We start from the raw sequence: 15,614 nt of genomic DNA, 5'->3' as shown, positions 1-15,614 counted from the left end.
AGGGCGCCGAGGCGCCCTTTGTGCTGTATTGCGCTTGCGTTAAATCAATCGAACGCCCAAGTGTACAAAACGTCCAGTGCATTGTTGGTGCCGGTCTGGAATTGCAGGGTGATACGGCGATTCAATTTGTAGCGCAGTTTCACCAGGCTCGTTGCCGTGCTCGTGCCTTGCTCGAACGTCAGGTAGGCGCGCGACGACAGGCGCTTGCCGACGGTGACGACCGTGCTTTCCAGCCCTTGCGCCTGCGACAGGCCCACTTCGTCGAGACCCAGCGAACTGGCCAGCTTGCCTTGCAAGCCGCCACCGGAGCCGCCGAAGAGGGCGCCTGCGGCCGTCGTCAGCAAGGCCATTTCATCGCCGGCCGCCGTTTCCGCGCCATGGCCGAGGATCAGCCAGGCCAGCTTGTCGCTGTCCGAGACGCTCGGCGTGGAGACCAGCTTGGCCGTCGGCGCCTGGGCGGTGCCGCGCACTTCCACGCCTGCTTCCACATTCGTTTCCGACAGCGCTTCGCCCTCGGGCCGCTTGCGCACGGCCAGGATGTTCAGGGACGGGTTGTCGTAGGCGCCCGTGAAGGCGATCAAGCCCCGTTCGATCGACAGCTTTTGCCCGTAGGCGGCGTACTGGCCGTTGGCAACCTTGATGCTGCCGGTCACGCGCGGCGCGGCGCGGTTGATGACGCGGGCGCGTATATCGCCCGCCAGGTCCGCATCGATGCCCATGCCGCGCAAGTGGAAGGCATTGCCCAGGTCGAACTCGAGGTCGATATTCAGGGGCAAGGAGGGTGCTCCCTTGCTGCCCTTGACTTCCTTGCCCAGCACCACCACGTCGCTGCTTTGCGTGGGGGTATCTTGCGGTGCCAGTTCGATCAGCGCGCGGTTGGCCTTGAACTTGCCCTCAAAGCTGAAGCGCTTGTCGTTGCGCACCAGGGTGCTGTTGCCGGACAAGATCAAAGTGCGGTCGGGACGCGACAGCGCCTGCAGGCGGTCGGCCATCAGTTTCAGTTCCAGGCTCGCTTCGCCATTCGCAAAGCGTACCCAGCCATCTGCCTGCACCTTGCCATCGCCGCCGTCAAAGCTCAGGCGCTGCAATTGCAGCTGATCGCCGGCCAGCTTGGCTTGCAGCACGCCATTGCGCAATTTCAAGCCCTGGTCGGCCCAGTTCACCAGCAACTTGCTGCCGTTGATGTCGCCATTCAATTGCGGCGCGCCGATGCTGCCGCTGCCGGACAGTGCCACTTTCAGGGTGCCGCCCAGCTCCAGACCCGGCTGGCCGGTCAGCGGCGCCAGCCATGCCAGTGTATCGATATTGGTGGTGCCCGTCAGGGCGAGGGCGCTGTCGTTGCTGATGCGTCCGCCCAGCATTTGCACGGTGGCATTGATATCGCTTTGGCCCGCGCGCGCGCCATCGAGTTTCACGGCCAGGCGCAGTTGCTGGTTGGCCACGTCGATGCGCGCATCGAAGGTGCGCAAACCCAGCGCCAGCGGCTGGTCCACGCCCACCGTCACGTCGCCTTTTTCCCGGTAAATATGCAGCATGCCGGCCAAAGACGGGTCTTTCTGTTGCGCCGTCGGCACTTGCATGTCGAGCGACCATTGCGCGCCCAGGGTCAGGTCGCTGCGCGCATTGGCTTGCAGCGAGGGAATCACTTGCGCCAGATAGGTCAGCGCTACGCCGGCCGCCTGGCCGGAACTGGTCCAGCGGGGGCCGTTCTTGACCAGGCTTTGCATGGTGATGCTGCCTGCTGGCAATTTGATGACGGTGTTGCCCACGCTGATCTGTTCAGGCTGGCCCAGGCCCGCCACGCCGCTGCCGGCAGGACCGGCCACTTTCACGGGCACGGGCGCCTGCAGAGCCAGCGCATAGCGGCCCTTGTTTTGCAGGCTGTCGATCGTGCCCGTCCAGTTGGCACCGCTCTGGCTGCCCCGGATTTGCACGGTGGCATCAAAATCGTCATTGCGCGCCGTCACACTGAGCGTATGGCTGCCGCGCGTGCCCGTCGTGCCCAGGTGGGCGCTGGCCAGCTTGAAGGTGGGCGTGCTGTAGCCCGTGATGTCCAGACTGCTGACCATGGGGTCGAGCGCGCCCTGGCCGGCGCCCACGCTGGCGCTGCCTTTGACGGCTTTCAATTGCTGCTCGCCAAAGAAAGTCAGGTCGCGCCCAGAGAGCGTCAGTTGCGCGGCGGGCGCGTCCATCTTGCCCGAGACGGAGCCGGATGCCTGCAACACGCCGGCAAAGCGGGGACCCAGGGTCGACAGTTGCGGCGCATCGAGTTTCCACGTCAGCTTGTCGGTGGCGCCGCCCAGCGCGCCCTTGGCCAGCAGGCTGTTCGGCCCCAGGCGCAGTTCCGCATCCACGCTGTCGATGCGTTTCGCGTTGGCTGACAACTTGGCGTAGCCGGCCAGCGGCGCGTTTTGCAAGGTCGATTCGCGCAAACCCAGGTTCAGAGCCACTTGCCAGTCGCTGGTCAGGCGGCCGCTGCCGTTGAAGTCCGCATTCACGTTGCCGTTGGGTAACGTCGCACCAAAGGCGGCCGGGTTGATCTTTTGCAAGGAACCCGTCATTTTCAATTCCCCTTCCTGCTTCGGCCCTGTCAAGCCCACTTCGCCGCTGGCGTGGATGGCGCTGTCTGGCGCAGGGCGCTTGCCGCTGGTGAGGCCCAATCCTTTCGCATCGGCAACAAACGTCGTGCGTGGCTGCTGCAGGGTGCCTTGCACCACGCCGCTGGCCAGCACGGCGCCCAGCAAGTCGCCCTGCAGGGCGGTGAGCTGGCGCGCATCGACATTCCAGTTGAGTTTTTCGCCGGCGCCGCCAAAGTTACCCTTGGCCGTGAGATTATTTTTGCCCAGTGCCAATTGCACGTCGATGCCGCTCAAATGGGCTGCATCGGCCGTCAGCTTGCCCTTGCCCGACAGAGGCTGGTCGAGCAGCTTGCTGGGGCGCACGGTGAAGTCGGCGTTCGCCAGCCATTGCGGCGCCACGTGACCAGAGGCGCGCACGTCGAGGTTCAGGTCGGCCACGGGGAAGGCGCCGAAGTCGGCAGGATTGAGGCGGCTGGCGTTGGCCACGGCCTTGAAGGCCTGTTCGTCCTTCAGGCTGATCTGGCCCGTCGCGTTGACGCTGCTCTTGCCTGCCTGCAAGGTTGCCTTGCGCAGTTGCACCAGGGAATCGGCCAGGGTGGCTTCCACGTCCAGGCGCAGCTTGGCTTCACCCAGCTTGGCGCGCAGGGTTTGCGTCTTGCCGTCGCTGTCGAGCACGATATCGCCGACGATCTTCGTGCTGTTGATGCTGCTGTACATGTGCTGCAAGTCGATCTTGTCCGTGTGCAAGGTCAATTGCGCCGTGCCGATGGGAGCGTCGGCGGCGTCACGGTTGAGCTTGCCGCTGCCCGTGAACTTGCCTGCGTTGCCGAAGTCGATGATGGCCGATTCCAGCGTCGTGGCCGTCAGGGTGCCGCCCAGGCGCGCCTCGAACTGGCGCAGCGGCAGCTTTTGCTGGTCGATGGGGCCGGGCGTGGCGTGGTTGAGGATAGCCAGCTTGCCCGACACGGTTTGCGCGTTGGGGCGCGTATCGATGGCGGCGTCGAGTTCCAGGCTCAGGTCCGCCTGCGGCAGGGTCGCGTCGAACTTGCCCGGATTGATGTTGCGGCCACGGATGCTGGCCGAGCGCAGGATGATGACGGGGTCGAACGGCGCCAGCGCCAGTTGGGCGTCGGCCGTTGCCGCGCCCGCGCTGCCCTTGGCCGTGACGTTCAGCACATTCAGGTCGCCGCCCAGTTGCAGGGCCAGCGTGGCGGGTTTTTCACCGGCGGCGGCATTGAGCTGCGTCAAGCCGGCTTTGCCTGACAGCTTGAACGGCTGCGTGGCGGCAATCGTCGCGCTGGCCGTGGCCTGGCCGAAAGGCGTCAGCGCCGAGGCGTCTTCCAGCTGCCATTGCGTCTTGTCGCCCGACAAGGTGAAATGGATCTTTTCAAATACCGTGTTGCCGCCCGCGCCGACCAGGGTCACTTTGTCGAGGCGCGCGTCGCTGATGCCAATCTTGAACGGCGAGGCCAGGCTGGCTGGCATCGTCGACGGCTCGTCCGATGGCGCCGTGCTTTCCACGGACAGGCTGGCCACGTGCAGTTCGCTGATGGCGATGCCTTCCGAGAAGAACTGGAACGGTGACCAGTTGATGTCGATATTGTCGGCCGTGATGTGCTGCGTCTTGCTGCGGTAACTGACGTGACCCAGGTGCATGCGATTGTATAGCGAGCCGGAAACGCCCGACACTTCGATCTCGCCGCCGCTGGCGCTGGCCACTTTTTGCACCAGCATCTGCAAGGTCGATTCGCGGCCCAGGAACCAGAAGGCGGCGCCCAGCAGCACGGCCAGGCTGGCGACGGCGATCAAGACGTAGCGCAGCGCCCGGCGCGGTTTCTTCGCCGGCGGGGGCGGCGTGGCGTCGTGGGACTCGGTAGTAATATCAGACATCAGAAAGTGAATCCCAGAGAGAAGTGCAAACGGTATTTTTGAACGGCATGGCCATATGCCACGTCGACATTGATGGGGCCGACGGGGCTTTTGTAGCGTCCGCCCAGGCCGTAGCCCGATTTCGGCGTCATGGCCGCTTTCACCGAGTCAGCCGCGTTACCGGCGTCATAGAAGGCGGCAATCGCCCATTTCGGCTTGAACCAGTACTGATATTCGGCGCTGCCGGTGAGCATATAGCGCCCGCCGACGGTGGCATCGCCTTCCCTCACGCCCAGTTCCTGGTAGCCATAGCCGCGCACCGATTGGTCGCCGCCCGCGCGGAACAGGTAGACGGCCGGCACGCCGCGTTTTTCCTTCGAACCGAGCGCGCCCATTTCGCCGCGCACGATCAGCTCGCCTTTTTCGCCCAGCGGACGGTAATACACGGCCTTGCTCGCCACGCGCACGAAACGCTCGTCCGTCAGCACCGGTAGCAGCGCGCCGCCCACTTGGGCATTGATGACATAGCCCTTGGTGGGGAACAGCAGGCTGTCGAGGCTGCGCTTGGTGATGGCATAGGTCAGGGGCAAGCTCTTGCTGCGCGTCTGTTCCAGGCCCACGACGGTCTTGTCTTCGCTGAGGAACTCGAACGTCAGGCTGCGCTCGAGGTTGGTGCCGCCCCAGTTGCGCTTGGCCGAGATGGTGGTGACGGCCGTGATTTCGTTGGAAATGTCGCTGCGCTCGAACGAGGCGCCCGCACTGTCGTTGTAGCCGCGCGCGGTGGTGGGGAAATAGAAGTTGGCGTGCGCCGCCTGTTTCTTCGTTTCCATGGTGATCGCGCTCTTGAAGCGCGTGCCCCACACATTCAGGTTGTCATAGTTGAGCTGGGCGCGATTACCCGTATTCGTACTGAAACCCAGACCGGCGCTGACGTTCTGCTGCTTGTTTTCCGTCACGCGCACGACCAGCGGCAGCAGCGGCGCGGGGCCGCGGTTGACGGGCTTGGTTTCGGCGGCGGCCCCTTCCACCTCGGCTTGCTGGCTTTCCTGGCCCGCCTCGATCTGCTCGCTGAGGATGCTGCTCATGTCGGCGCTCACTTCCACGCTGGCAAAGTAGCCCGTGTCTTGCAGGCGCGCCTGCAACGATTGCAGCGCCGATTCGCTGTAATAGTCGCCCGGGCGTATCTTGTCGAGGTTGCGGATGATGTTGGCATCGTAGCGTTTCAAGCCTTCGATGCGCAGTTCGCCGAAGCGTAGCTCGGGGCCGCTGTCGAGCACCACCAGCAGCGACACCTTGTGCGTTTCCGGGTCGACCACGGCTTGCGTATCGACCAGCTGGGCGCGCGGATAGCGCGTCTGCACCACTTCGCGCAGCAGTGCGCGCTTGGCCGATTCCCAGTCGGCCTGGCGAAACACGCTGCCCGCCTTCAACGGCCAGCTGCGCTTGAGCGCTTCCGTATCGTAGGGTTCGGAAGCGGCCAGCGGCGGCGTGGGATCGAAGCCGCGCAATTCCAGATCGACCTTGTCGATGGTCACCAGTGCGCCCGGTTCGACGTCGACGATGACGACGGGTTTGGCGCCCGTCGTATCGACGCGCACCGTGACGACGGGCGTATAGTAGCCGGCCGTGGCGATCAGGTTCCTGGCTTGCTCCGGCGTATCGCGCACGAGGCGCTGCAATTGCTCGCGGTCCATGCGCGGGTTGCCGCGGAAGCGTTCCAGGTCCAGGTTTTTTTCGAGCAACTCATCGAGGTCGCCCGGTGCGTTGACCTTGACCTCGTACTGCAGCGGCGCGGGCGCCGCTTCCGTGCTGACGGGGCTGTCTGCAACGGCGTCTTGCGGGAGCTCTGGTGTGCGCTCTTGTGTCGCTTCCTGCGCGCGGGCTTGGGCGAGCGGGCATATCAAGATGACACTGCCGGCGGCCGCCAGTGTCAGTTGACCCATTGCTTTTGTCACTACTTGTGTCAAAATTCGTGGTCGTATCGCCTTGCCGGCAGCGGTATGCCGTATGGGTCGTGCAGAAAACATGGTGCTCCAGATGAGTAAATGCTGACTGCATGTTACCGGAATAGGTAAATTGATGGCGGACGAATAAGTATTTTTTGCGCTGGGAATCATGTTTCCCCGCGCACGATTGCAACAGAGTAAAACTGAAAAGAAAGAAATTATGCTAGCAACTGACTACGCACTGGTGCTCTTTAGCGGTGGGCAAGATTCCACCACCTGCCTGGCCTGGGCCTTGAAGCACTATAGCCGTGTGGAAACCATCGGCTTTGACTATGGACAGCGCCATGCGATCGAACTGACGGTGCGTCCCGGCGTGCTCGAGCAGATACGCCAGCAGTCGCCCGAGTGGGACAGCCGCCTGGGCCAGGATCACATGATAGACCTGTCCTTGATTTCCGCCATTTCCGATACGGCCATGACGCAGAACGTCGAGATCGTCATGCAGGAAAACGGCTTGCCGAACACCTTTGTTCCTGGGCGCAACTTGTTGTTCATGACGGTGGCCGCCACCGTGGCGTATCGCCGTGGCTTGACGGTGCTCGTGGGTGGCATGTGCGAGACGGATTTCTCCGGCTACCCGGACTGCCGCGACGACACGATGAAGGCCCTGCAAGTGGCCCTGAACCTGGGCATGAATACGCGTCTGAAACTGGAAACGCCGCTGATGTGGCTGGATAAGGCGCAAAGCTGGGACCTGGCCGAAGACCTGGGTGGCCAGCCGCTGGTCGACCTGATCCGCAGCGGCACGCACACCTGCTACCTGGGCGAGCGGGGCGAGCTGCACGACTGGGGCTATGGCTGCGGCACCTGCCCCGCCTGTGCCCTGCGCGCGAATGGCTACCTGCAATACGCGGCGAGAAAAGCTGCGTAGTAAGCAATAGTTTGCGCCGTTTCTTCAAGCGGCGCGGCAGGGTGGAAGGCCATGCTGTGTTTTTTGCCACAGGAGCGCCTTGCCATGAAATCCCTCTTTGCCGCGCTGTACGGCCCCGTGTTCTGGGCCGGCTTCATCGACGCCGCCAGTTGCCTGATTGCGGTTTTCCACTACTCTCACGGGGTCTTGCCGCCCTTGCTGCTGCTGGCCCTGCTCACGTCCTTGCTTGGCGAACGTTATCTGCCGTACGACGGCGCGTGGAACCATGGGCACGGCGATGGCGGGCGCGACGTGTTGCACGCGCTCGTAGGGGCGTGGCTGTCTGTGGCGCCCACTGCGCCATGCAGGATGGCAAACTCCGGCGCCAGCCATAGTGTTCCCTGCCAGCTATCCTGCTGCAACATGTGATCTTTTTAATACAATATTCAGCATTGCAAGGACGCCCGCTGTAACGTACTATCATTCTCATCGACTACCGATGGTAGTCGTGCAGTCCGCTGCCAGCCATGTTGCTGGCCGTGTAGCGTTTGGATAACTGTTCTGCTTTTCCACCTGTCATGCTTACACGCGCGTCTACGTCGTGGTTTGCTCGGCCAGTGTCGCACTGGGGGCGGCCGCGCGTGCTGGCCGCGTTGGTGCTGGCGTTGTGCCTGGGACTGACGTATGGCGCCTGGCGCAGTGCCCACGACGCCAGCGAACAGCAGGTGCAGGCCGATTTTGACTTCCGCGTGCGCCAACTGGTCGACAACATCGTCGTCCGCATGCAGACCTACATCCAGGTGCTGCAAGGCGTGCAGGGGCTGTATGCCAGTTCGCAGAGCGTCACGCGCAGCGCATTCCACGCCTATCTGGCGGTGCAGCAGGCGGATGCGCACCTTCCCGGCATCCAGGCCATCGGCTACGTGCCGCTGTTGCCCGGTACCGCGCTGGCGCGGCACGAGGCCAGCGTGCGCGCGGAAGGCTATCCCGGCTATGCCGTGCGTCCGCCGGGTCAGCGCACCTGGCATGCGCCCATCACTTATCTGGAACCTTTAAGCGAAAGCAAGCTGCTGGCCTTCGGCTACGATATCTGGTCCGAACCTGTGCGCCGCGCCGCGCTCGAACAGGCGCGCGACACGGGCCAGGCCGCCATGACGGGCAAGATCCACCTGGTGCAAGATGGCGGCAGCGCCCAGGCGCATGGCTTCCTGGTCGTGCTGCCCGTGTACGACAATGGCTTGCCGCATGCCAGCGTGGAAGAGCGGCGCGCCGCCTTGCGCGCCTGGGTGTTTGCGCCGTTCCGCATGGGCGACCTGATGGCGGGTGTGGGCGGCGAGGGCGCGCGCCAGCTGGACCTGGAAATCTATGATGGCGCGCAACTGGCCGCGGCGGCCCTGATGTATGACAGCTTGTCTGGCACGCAGTCGTCTGCCGCGTCGGACAGCCTGGTGTCGCAGCAGGCGATCAGCATCGCCGGCCATGCCTGGACCTTGCGCGTGCGTGCCATGCCGGGCTTCGATGGCGAGCTGCTGGCGCGGCCCCGCCTGATGGCCTGGAGCGGCTTGCTGGCCAGCGTCGTGCTGGCGCTGGCGACCTGGCTGCTGGCGGCGGGCCGCGCCCGCGCCCAGGCGGCGCTGGCGCTCTCGAGCGAGCTGACTGCCCAGTTCGAGCAGGGACAGGCGAGCGTGCTGGCGATGGCCGAGGCAGCGCAGCGCAGTCAGGCCATGCTGCGCAGCATCCTCGATTCGACCATCGACGGCATTCTGGTCGATAACATCCATGGCCGCATCTTCACCTCGAACCGGCGCTTCCGCGACCTGTGGCAAGTGCCCGATGCGCTCGACTGGCAAGCCGATGGCGCGGCGCTGGTACGCCATGTGGAAAGCCAGTTGGGGCAGGCAGCGCCTTTCCTGGGAGCACGCGCCCACGCGCCGCACGGCCACCGCGAACGGCGCGATGTGCTGCACCTGCGCGATGGACGGGTGGTCGAGCAATATGTGCGCAGCATGCAGCTGGGCAACGAACAAGCGCGCTTGTGGACTTTCCGCGATATCAGCGAGCGCAGCCAGATGGAACGGCGCGAGCACACGCGGCGCCAGGTGCTGGAAATGCTGGCCACGGGCGCGCCGCTGGAACGGGTGCTGGAAAGCGTGGTGCTGAGCGTGCAAGCCGACCATCCCGCCATGTTGTGCAGCATCTTGCTGCTGGATGAAAACCGCCACCGCCTGGTGCTGGGCGCGGCGCCGAGCTTGCCCGCGTTTTTCAACCTGTCCAGCCATGGCCACGACCTCGACACCCTGCAGGGCGTGCATGGCATCGCCGCGCAAGCCCTGCGCGACGGCCAGCGCGTGATCGTGGGCGACTTGCATGCCGCTGCCGATACGCAGGCGACGATGGAACTGGCGTGGCGAGCCCAGCTGCAATCGTGCTGGGCCGAGCCTGTGCGTGGCGGCTCGGGCAAGCTGCTTGGCGTCCTGATGGCGTATCACCGCGAGCCTACGCTGCCGGGTGCGGCGCATCTGGCGCGGCTGAGCGAGGCGGCGCACCTGGCCGGCATGGCCATCGAACAGGCGCAGGTGGCGCTGGCCCTGCGCGCCGGCGAAGCGCGTTTCCGCAGCCTGTATGACCATGCGCCCGTGGCCCTGTGGGAACAGGACTGGTCGGCCGTGCGCGCCGCGCTCGATGCTCTTGAGCAAGCGGGCGTGCACGACCTGGGCGCCCACTTCCAGGCCAATCCGGGGGCGCTGCAACGATTGGCGCGGCTGGTGCGCATCATCGACGCGAACGGCGCCGCACTGGCGCAGGTGCGCGCCAACGAGGAAGACCAGCGCCGCGGCGCGCTGGGCCTGGCACAGAATTTCGATGACAGCGCCTTGCCCCGTTTCGGTGATGCCTTGCTGGCGCTGGCTGGCGGCGCCCACCTGTACGAGTGCGAGAGCAGCTTCGTGCGTCTCGATGGTGCGGCGCGGCAGAATGAACTGAGCTTGCTGGTGATGCCCGGCCATGCGGACAGCCTGGACTTTGTCATGGTGTCTTCGCTCGATATCACCGAGCGCAAGCGCATGAATGCGGAACTGTTGCAGCTGGCTACCACCGATTTCCTCACCGGCTTGCCGAACCGGCGCCACTTCATGGCGGCGCTGGAAAACGAGCATGCCCGCTTGCAGCGCGAACTGGCCAGCTGTGCCAGCGTGCTGATGCTCGACATCGATCACTTCAAACGCGTCAACGACGAGTATGGCCACGCGGTGGGCGATGCCGTGCTGCGCCACCTGGGCGCGCTGATGTACCAGGCGCTGCGCAAGGTTGACGTGCCGGGTCGCGTGGGCGGCGAAGAATTCGCCATCTTGCTGCCGGGCACGGACTTGGCGGCGGCGGCCGTGTTTGCCGACCGGCTGCGCCGGCGCGTGGCGGAAAGTTCGCTGACCACCGATGGCGGCCTCCTGATCACCATCACGGTGAGCATCGGCATGGCCGCCATGGCCGGTACCGATGGCGATTCCGACGCCGTGCTGGCGCGCGCCGACGAGGCGCTATACCGGGCCAAACGGGGCGGGCGCAACCGCATCGAACAGAATGACGGCAGCAGCGATGGCGTGCTCAGCAAGTTCATGGCGCAGTGATTACAGGCTGTGCTGACGCGCTTGCGCCTGCTTGTGCTTGCGGCTGACGATCAGCCAGACGATGGCGACGGGAATCAGCAGCGGCAGCAGCACGGGCGTGCTCAAGGCCAGCGCCAGTGCCACGCACAAGGCCACCACGGCGATCAGCACCACGCCCACGCCGGCCAGGACGACGCCTGTGACGACAGCGGCGCACACCAGCGCAATGGCGGCGATCAGCAGGCCGCCGCCGGCAAACACCAGGCCGAACAACCACTCCAGCGGGCCGTCGATATCGTCGCCGTGGAACTGCATGTGCATGTCGCTGCCGCCGATCTTGTCGAGGAACAGGCAGGCGAGCATGACGATGAGGACGAAGGTGAGTAATTTTTTCATGATGGGCCTCTGTGGATGGGTGACTGGGTATTGCATGGTCACACTGTAGCGGCGCGCGGCAGGCGCTGCCAGCGGTGTGCGACAGGCGGTCAATATCACGGTATGGAAGGTGCTGGCGGCCAGAAAACGCTGATGTAGAACAAGATTTCTTTTCTTGTAATGCGCGCAAGCCGTCCTATACTGAACACCTCAGTCCCGCAAGGAGGGCAACATGCTTTTGTTTGCAGATACGGGGGATCAATCGCTATCCCCCCGCGACCATCGAATCATGCGCCAGCGTAGCGCCCCGCAGTCTTGCGCCGAACCCGTCGGCGCACCATCGGCGATACCGCCGATCATCATCAATCCCTTTAATTACCATGCGCCACTGCCAGCCATCGATCCGCGCTGGGTACCGCCCGGTCCACCGCTGACCTGGCCCAACCGGCCGGCCATGTCCATGTGCTGAGCGATGCCGTGGTGGCAGGCTGGCGCGTGCCGTGTGACGTTCCGTCGCGCTTGCGACAAGGCGGCACGGGTGGGCGTTTTCGACTATCATGCTAGCCCCGACCTTCCATCACGAGCACCGCCATGAGTACCGATTTCCCCGACTTTTCCGACGAAGCAGCCGAGCAAGACAATGACGCCCCGGTCCAGGAGCCGCGCCTGTGGGTAGGCAATGGCTGGACGGCGCGCGTGATCAAGAACGAGGAAGATGAAGGCTGGGCCGTGGCCATGATCAAGGATGGGGAGCCGGAGCCGGCCCTGGTGGGGCCGTGGACCATGGGCCGCGACAAGAAAAACCCGAAGCCGCTCGACGTCAACGCGTTTAATACGCTGGTCAAGACGGCCTCGGAAGTGTTACGCCGCCACGAGCAGCAGTTGCATGCGCAATTGCACAAGAACTTGTTTGTCGCCACTGACGAGGGGCAAATCAAGGTGATGTTCGACATCGTGCCTGACGAAGACCACCCGTACGCGGAACTGAGCGCTTACGATGCCGATGGCGAGCAGATCGCCAAGGTGCGTACCTCGGCCGCGTTCAAATTCAATGCCACGTCTGCGGCGAACTGGATCGAAGGCGGCTACCGCAAACCGGGCTGAACCGATTGCGGTAGCGCGCGCCTTATTTATTCAGTTGTACCGCCGCGCCTTCGGGCGCGGCCTGCATTTCCACTTCCTCTTGCCGGCGGTATGCCAGCCGGTACAGCAGCGGCAGCACCAGCAGAGTCAGGGCTGTCGACGACAGGATGCCGCCGATCACCACGGTGGCCAGCGGACGCTGCACTTCGGCGCCCGTGCCCGTGGCGATGGCCATGGGCACGAAGCCCAGCGAGGCCACCAGCGCCGTCATCAGCACGGGCCGCAGGCGCGTGATCGCCCCTACATGTATCGCCTCCTGCAAGGGCATGCCCTGTTCGCGCAGCTGGCGGATGTAGGCGATCATCACCAGGCCGTTCAGCACGGCCACGCCGGACAGGGCGATGAAGCCCACCGCTGCCGAGATCGACATGGGAATGTCGCGCAGCCACAGGGCGACGATGCCGCCCGTCAAGGCGAACGGGATGCCGCTGAACACCAAGAGCCCATCTTTCACATTGCCGAACATGGCAAACAACAAGACGAAGACGAGCGCCAGCGCCACGGGCACCACCAGCTCCAGGCGTTTCGTGGCCGACTGCAATTGCTCGAACTGGCCGCCCCAGCTGGTCCAGTAAGCCGGCGGAATGGCCACCTGCGATTGCAACTGCTGCGTGGCGTCGGCGACAAACGAGCCGATATCGCGCCCGCGCACGTTGGCGCTGACGACGATGCGGCGTTTGCCGTCTTCGCGGCTGATCTGGTTCGGCCCCGGCGCCAGGTGCAGGCTGGCGACTTCGCCGAGCGGGATGAAGCGGGCGCGGCCTTCCGCTGCCGCCCCCAGGGGCAGGGCGATGGGCAGGCGGTTCAACTGCTCCAGGTCACTGCGCAGGCTGTCGGGCAGGCGCACGACGATGTCGAAGCGGCGGTCGCCCTGGAACAGGGTGCCTGCCTCTTGCCCGCCGATGGCCGTGGCGATTGCCGCTTGCACATCGGCAATGTTGAGGCCGTAGCGGGCCGTCTGCTCGCGGTCGATCTGCACCGTCAGCATGGGCAGCCCTGTCGTCTGTTCCACTTTCACTTCCGTCGCTCCGGGAATTTTCCCAAGAACACCGGCGATCTTCGCCGCCGTGCTGTCGAGCACGGCCATGTCGTCGCCGAACAGTTTGACGGCCACGTCGCTGCGCACGCCGGAAATCAGTTCATTGAAGCGCAGCTGGATCGGTTGCGAAAACTCGTAGTTGTTGCCCGGCAAGCTGGTGGCCGTCGCTTCGATTTTCGCCAGCAATTGCTCGCGCGATTTTGTCGGCTGCGGCCACTGGTCGCGCGGCTTGAGCATGATGTAGCCATCGGAAATATTCGGCGGCATAGGGTCCGAGGCGATCTCGGCTGTTCCCGTGCGGGCGAACACGCGCGCGATTTCCTTGTGGTTTGCCATGAGCTTGCTTTCCAGCTGCTGCTGCATGGCCAGCGATTGGCTCAAGCTGGTGCCGGGGATGCGCAGGGCCTGGATGGCGATGTCGCCCTCGTTCAGGCTGGGCACGAATTCGCTGCCCATGCGCGTGGCCAGCAAGCCCGACAGCAATACGGCCACCGCCGCGCCCGTCAGCACGACGGGCGTGTTGCGCATCACCTTGCCCAGCAGTGGCGCATACCAGCGCTTGGCCGCGCGCATGATGGCGTTTTCTTTCTCCGCTACCTTGTCGCCGATAAACAGCGCCACGGCGGCGGGGATGAAGGTGATCGACAGCAGCATGGCACCCAGCAGGGCGATCACCACCGTCAGGGCCATCGGCGTAAACATGCGCCCTTCCACGCCCGTCAGCGCAAAGATGGGCAGGTACACGACCATGATGATCAGCTGACCATACAGCAAGGGGCGGCGCGCCTCTTGCGATGCCGCAAACACTTCATGAAAACGCTCCTGCAAGGTCAACGGCCGTCCCAGTTTCTGCTGCGCATGGGCCAGGCGGCGCACGCAGTTTTCCACGATCACCACGGCGCCATCGATGATGATGCCGAAATCGAGCGCGCCCAAACTCATCAGGTTGGCGCTCACATGGTATTGCAACATGCCCGTAAACGTGAACAGCATGGCCAGCGGGATCACCATGGCCGTGATGATGGCCGCGCGGATATTGCCGAGGAACAGGAACAGGATGGCGATCACCAGCACGGCGCCTTCGAGCAGGTTTTTCTTCACCGTATTGATGGCCTTGTCGACCAGGACCGTGCGGTCATACACGGTGACGGCATGCACGCCTTTCGGCAGGCTGCGGTTGATTTCCAGCATCTTCTTGTCGACGGCTTGCGACACGGCGCGGCTGTTTTGCCCGATCAGCATGAAGACCGTGCCCAGCACCACTTCGCGGCCATTTTCCGTGGCCGCGCCCGTGCGCAGCTCGCGCCCCAGCAGCACGTCGGCCACGTCGCGGATGCGAATCGCCACGCCCTGCACATTGGCGACGACGATGTTGCCGATGTCGTCTTTCGATGCCACCTGGCCCGGCGCGCGTATCAGCAATTGCTCGCCCTGCCGTTCGATGTAGCCGGCGCCCACGTTGCTGTTGTTGCGCTCGAGCGCCGTCACCACGTCTTGCAGGCTGATGCCATAGGCGGCCAGTTTTTGCGGATACGGCGCCACCTGGTACTGCTTGGCGTAGCCGCCGATGGCATTGATTTCCGTGACGCCCGTGACATTGCGCAGTTGCGGCTTGATGATCCAGTCCTGGATTTCGCGCAAGTCCGTCGGCGTGTACGGCGTGCCGTCCGGCTTTTTCGCACCGTCTTGCGTTTCCACCGTCCACAGGTAGATTTCACCGAGGCCCGTGGAGACGGGCCCCATCTTCGGCGTGATGCCGACCGGCAGACTTTCCTTGGCTTCCTGCAAGCGCTCGTTGATCATCTGGCGGGCAAAATAAATGTCCGTGCCATCCTTGAAGATGACCGTCACCTGCGACAGGCCATAGCGCGACAGCGAACGCGTCTGTTCCAAGTTCGGCAAGCCGGCCATGGCCGTCTCGATGGGGAAGGTGACGCGCTGCTCGGTTTCCAGCGGCGAATAGCCGGCGGACTGGGTATTGATTTGCACCTGCACATTGGTGATGTCGGGCACGGCGTCGATGGGCAGCTTTTGATAGCTGTAGATGCCCACGCCTGCCATGGCGGCGACGGCCAGCATCACCAGCCAGCGCTGCTCGATGGCGTAGCGGATCAAGCGTTCAAACATGATGGTTTCCTTTGTTTAAGGTGA

General features: G+C 64.2%; 9 protein-coding genes. 5 read left to right on the top strand and 4 right to left on the bottom strand.

The genetic code is table 11. The features are described 5' to 3' along the window. Positions 1-44 precede the first annotated feature (44 nt). Positions 45-4,469 (bottom strand): translocation/assembly module TamB domain-containing protein, encoded by a 4,425-nt coding sequence (locus CSZ94_RS09005; protein ID WP_102121178.1) that lies wholly within the window; start codon positions 4,467-4,469, stop codon positions 45-47. After that, positions 4,469-6,391 (bottom strand): autotransporter assembly complex protein TamA, encoded by a 1,923-nt coding sequence (locus tag CSZ94_RS09000; protein WP_102121177.1) that lies wholly within the window; start codon positions 6,389-6,391, stop codon positions 4,469-4,471. Before CSZ94_RS09000 ends, CSZ94_RS09005 begins: the two co-directional genes overlap by 1 nt. A gap of 223 nt (positions 6,392-6,614) precedes the next feature. Here CSZ94_RS09000 and queC point away from each other — a divergent pair, with 223 nt between their 5' ends. The 3 genes from queC to CSZ94_RS08985 all read left to right on the top strand — a co-directional run bounded on the left by queC (position 6,615) and on the right by CSZ94_RS08985 (position 10,927). Beyond that, the gene (gene queC / locus CSZ94_RS08995) at positions 6,615-7,325 is read left to right on the top strand and encodes a 7-cyano-7-deazaguanine synthase QueC (RefSeq protein ID WP_102121176.1); all 711 of its coding nucleotides are present in this window, start codon (positions 6,615-6,617) and stop codon (positions 7,323-7,325) included. Positions 7,326-7,409: 84 nt separating this feature from the next. Then, complete coding sequence (locus tag CSZ94_RS08990) at positions 7,410-7,733, top strand: hypothetical protein (RefSeq protein WP_146009777.1); 324 nt, start codon at positions 7,410-7,412, stop codon at positions 7,731-7,733. Positions 7,734-7,945: 212 nt separating this feature from the next. Beyond that, positions 7,946-10,927, top strand: a complete 2,982-nt coding sequence (locus CSZ94_RS08985; protein WP_258000871.1) for a sensor domain-containing diguanylate cyclase — start codon at positions 7,946-7,948, stop codon at positions 10,925-10,927. Here CSZ94_RS08985 and CSZ94_RS08980 read toward each other — a convergent pair whose 3' ends face one another. Beyond that, on the bottom strand, positions 10,928-11,302 hold the full coding sequence (locus tag CSZ94_RS08980) for a hypothetical protein (RefSeq protein WP_102121173.1): 375 nt from the start codon (positions 11,300-11,302) through the stop codon (positions 10,928-10,930). A gap of 211 nt (positions 11,303-11,513) precedes the next feature. Between CSZ94_RS08980 and CSZ94_RS08975 the strand changes: the two genes are divergently transcribed. Both CSZ94_RS08975 and CSZ94_RS08970 read left to right on the top strand, forming a co-directional pair. Beyond that, positions 11,514-11,750: a hypothetical protein gene (locus CSZ94_RS08975; protein WP_146009776.1), complete on the top strand. Its 237-nt coding sequence runs from the start codon at positions 11,514-11,516 to the stop codon at positions 11,748-11,750. A 122-nt stretch (positions 11,751-11,872) separates the two neighbouring features. Continuing rightward, on the top strand, positions 11,873-12,385 hold the full coding sequence (locus CSZ94_RS08970) for a hypothetical protein (protein ID WP_102121171.1): 513 nt from the start codon (positions 11,873-11,875) through the stop codon (positions 12,383-12,385). A 22-nt stretch (positions 12,386-12,407) separates the two neighbouring features. Here the strand turns inward: CSZ94_RS08970 and CSZ94_RS08965 are convergent, their stop codons facing one another. Continuing rightward, complete coding sequence (locus tag CSZ94_RS08965) at positions 12,408-15,590, bottom strand: efflux RND transporter permease subunit (RefSeq protein ID WP_102121170.1); 3,183 nt, start codon at positions 15,588-15,590, stop codon at positions 12,408-12,410. Positions 15,591-15,614 lie beyond the last annotated feature (24 nt).

Origin of the sequence: Janthinobacterium sp. ROICE36 (assembly GCF_002869965.1) — a bacterium.
GTDB lineage: Bacteria > Pseudomonadota > Gammaproteobacteria > Burkholderiales > Burkholderiaceae_D > Janthinobacterium.
This window is presented reverse-complemented; position numbering and strand designations above follow the sequence as displayed.

What these genes read in the sequence shown, in the direction of transcription:
- CSZ94_RS09000 (WP_102121177.1), bottom strand. Translation starts at nt 6,391, where the DNA reads ATGGGTCAACTGACACTGGCGGCCGCCGGCAGTGTCATCTTGATATGC.
- CSZ94_RS08975 (WP_146009776.1), top strand. Translation starts at nt 11,514, where the DNA reads ATGCTTTTGTTTGCAGATACGGGGGATCAATCGCTATCCCCCCGCGAC.
- CSZ94_RS08965 (WP_102121170.1), bottom strand. Translation starts at nt 15,590, where the DNA reads ATGTTTGAACGCTTGATCCGCTACGCCATCGAGCAGCGCTGGCTGGTG.
- CSZ94_RS08980 (WP_102121173.1), bottom strand. Translation starts at nt 11,302, where the DNA reads ATGAAAAAATTACTCACCTTCGTCCTCATCGTCATGCTCGCCTGCCTG.
- CSZ94_RS08990 (WP_146009777.1), top strand. Translation starts at nt 7,410, where the DNA reads ATGAAATCCCTCTTTGCCGCGCTGTACGGCCCCGTGTTCTGGGCCGGC.
- CSZ94_RS09005 (WP_102121178.1), bottom strand. Translation starts at nt 4,469, where the DNA reads ATGTCTGATATTACTACCGAGTCCCACGACGCCACGCCGCCCCCGCCG.
- CSZ94_RS08970 (WP_102121171.1), top strand. Translation starts at nt 11,873, where the DNA reads ATGAGTACCGATTTCCCCGACTTTTCCGACGAAGCAGCCGAGCAAGAC.
- queC (WP_102121176.1), top strand. Translation starts at nt 6,615, where the DNA reads ATGCTAGCAACTGACTACGCACTGGTGCTCTTTAGCGGTGGGCAAGAT.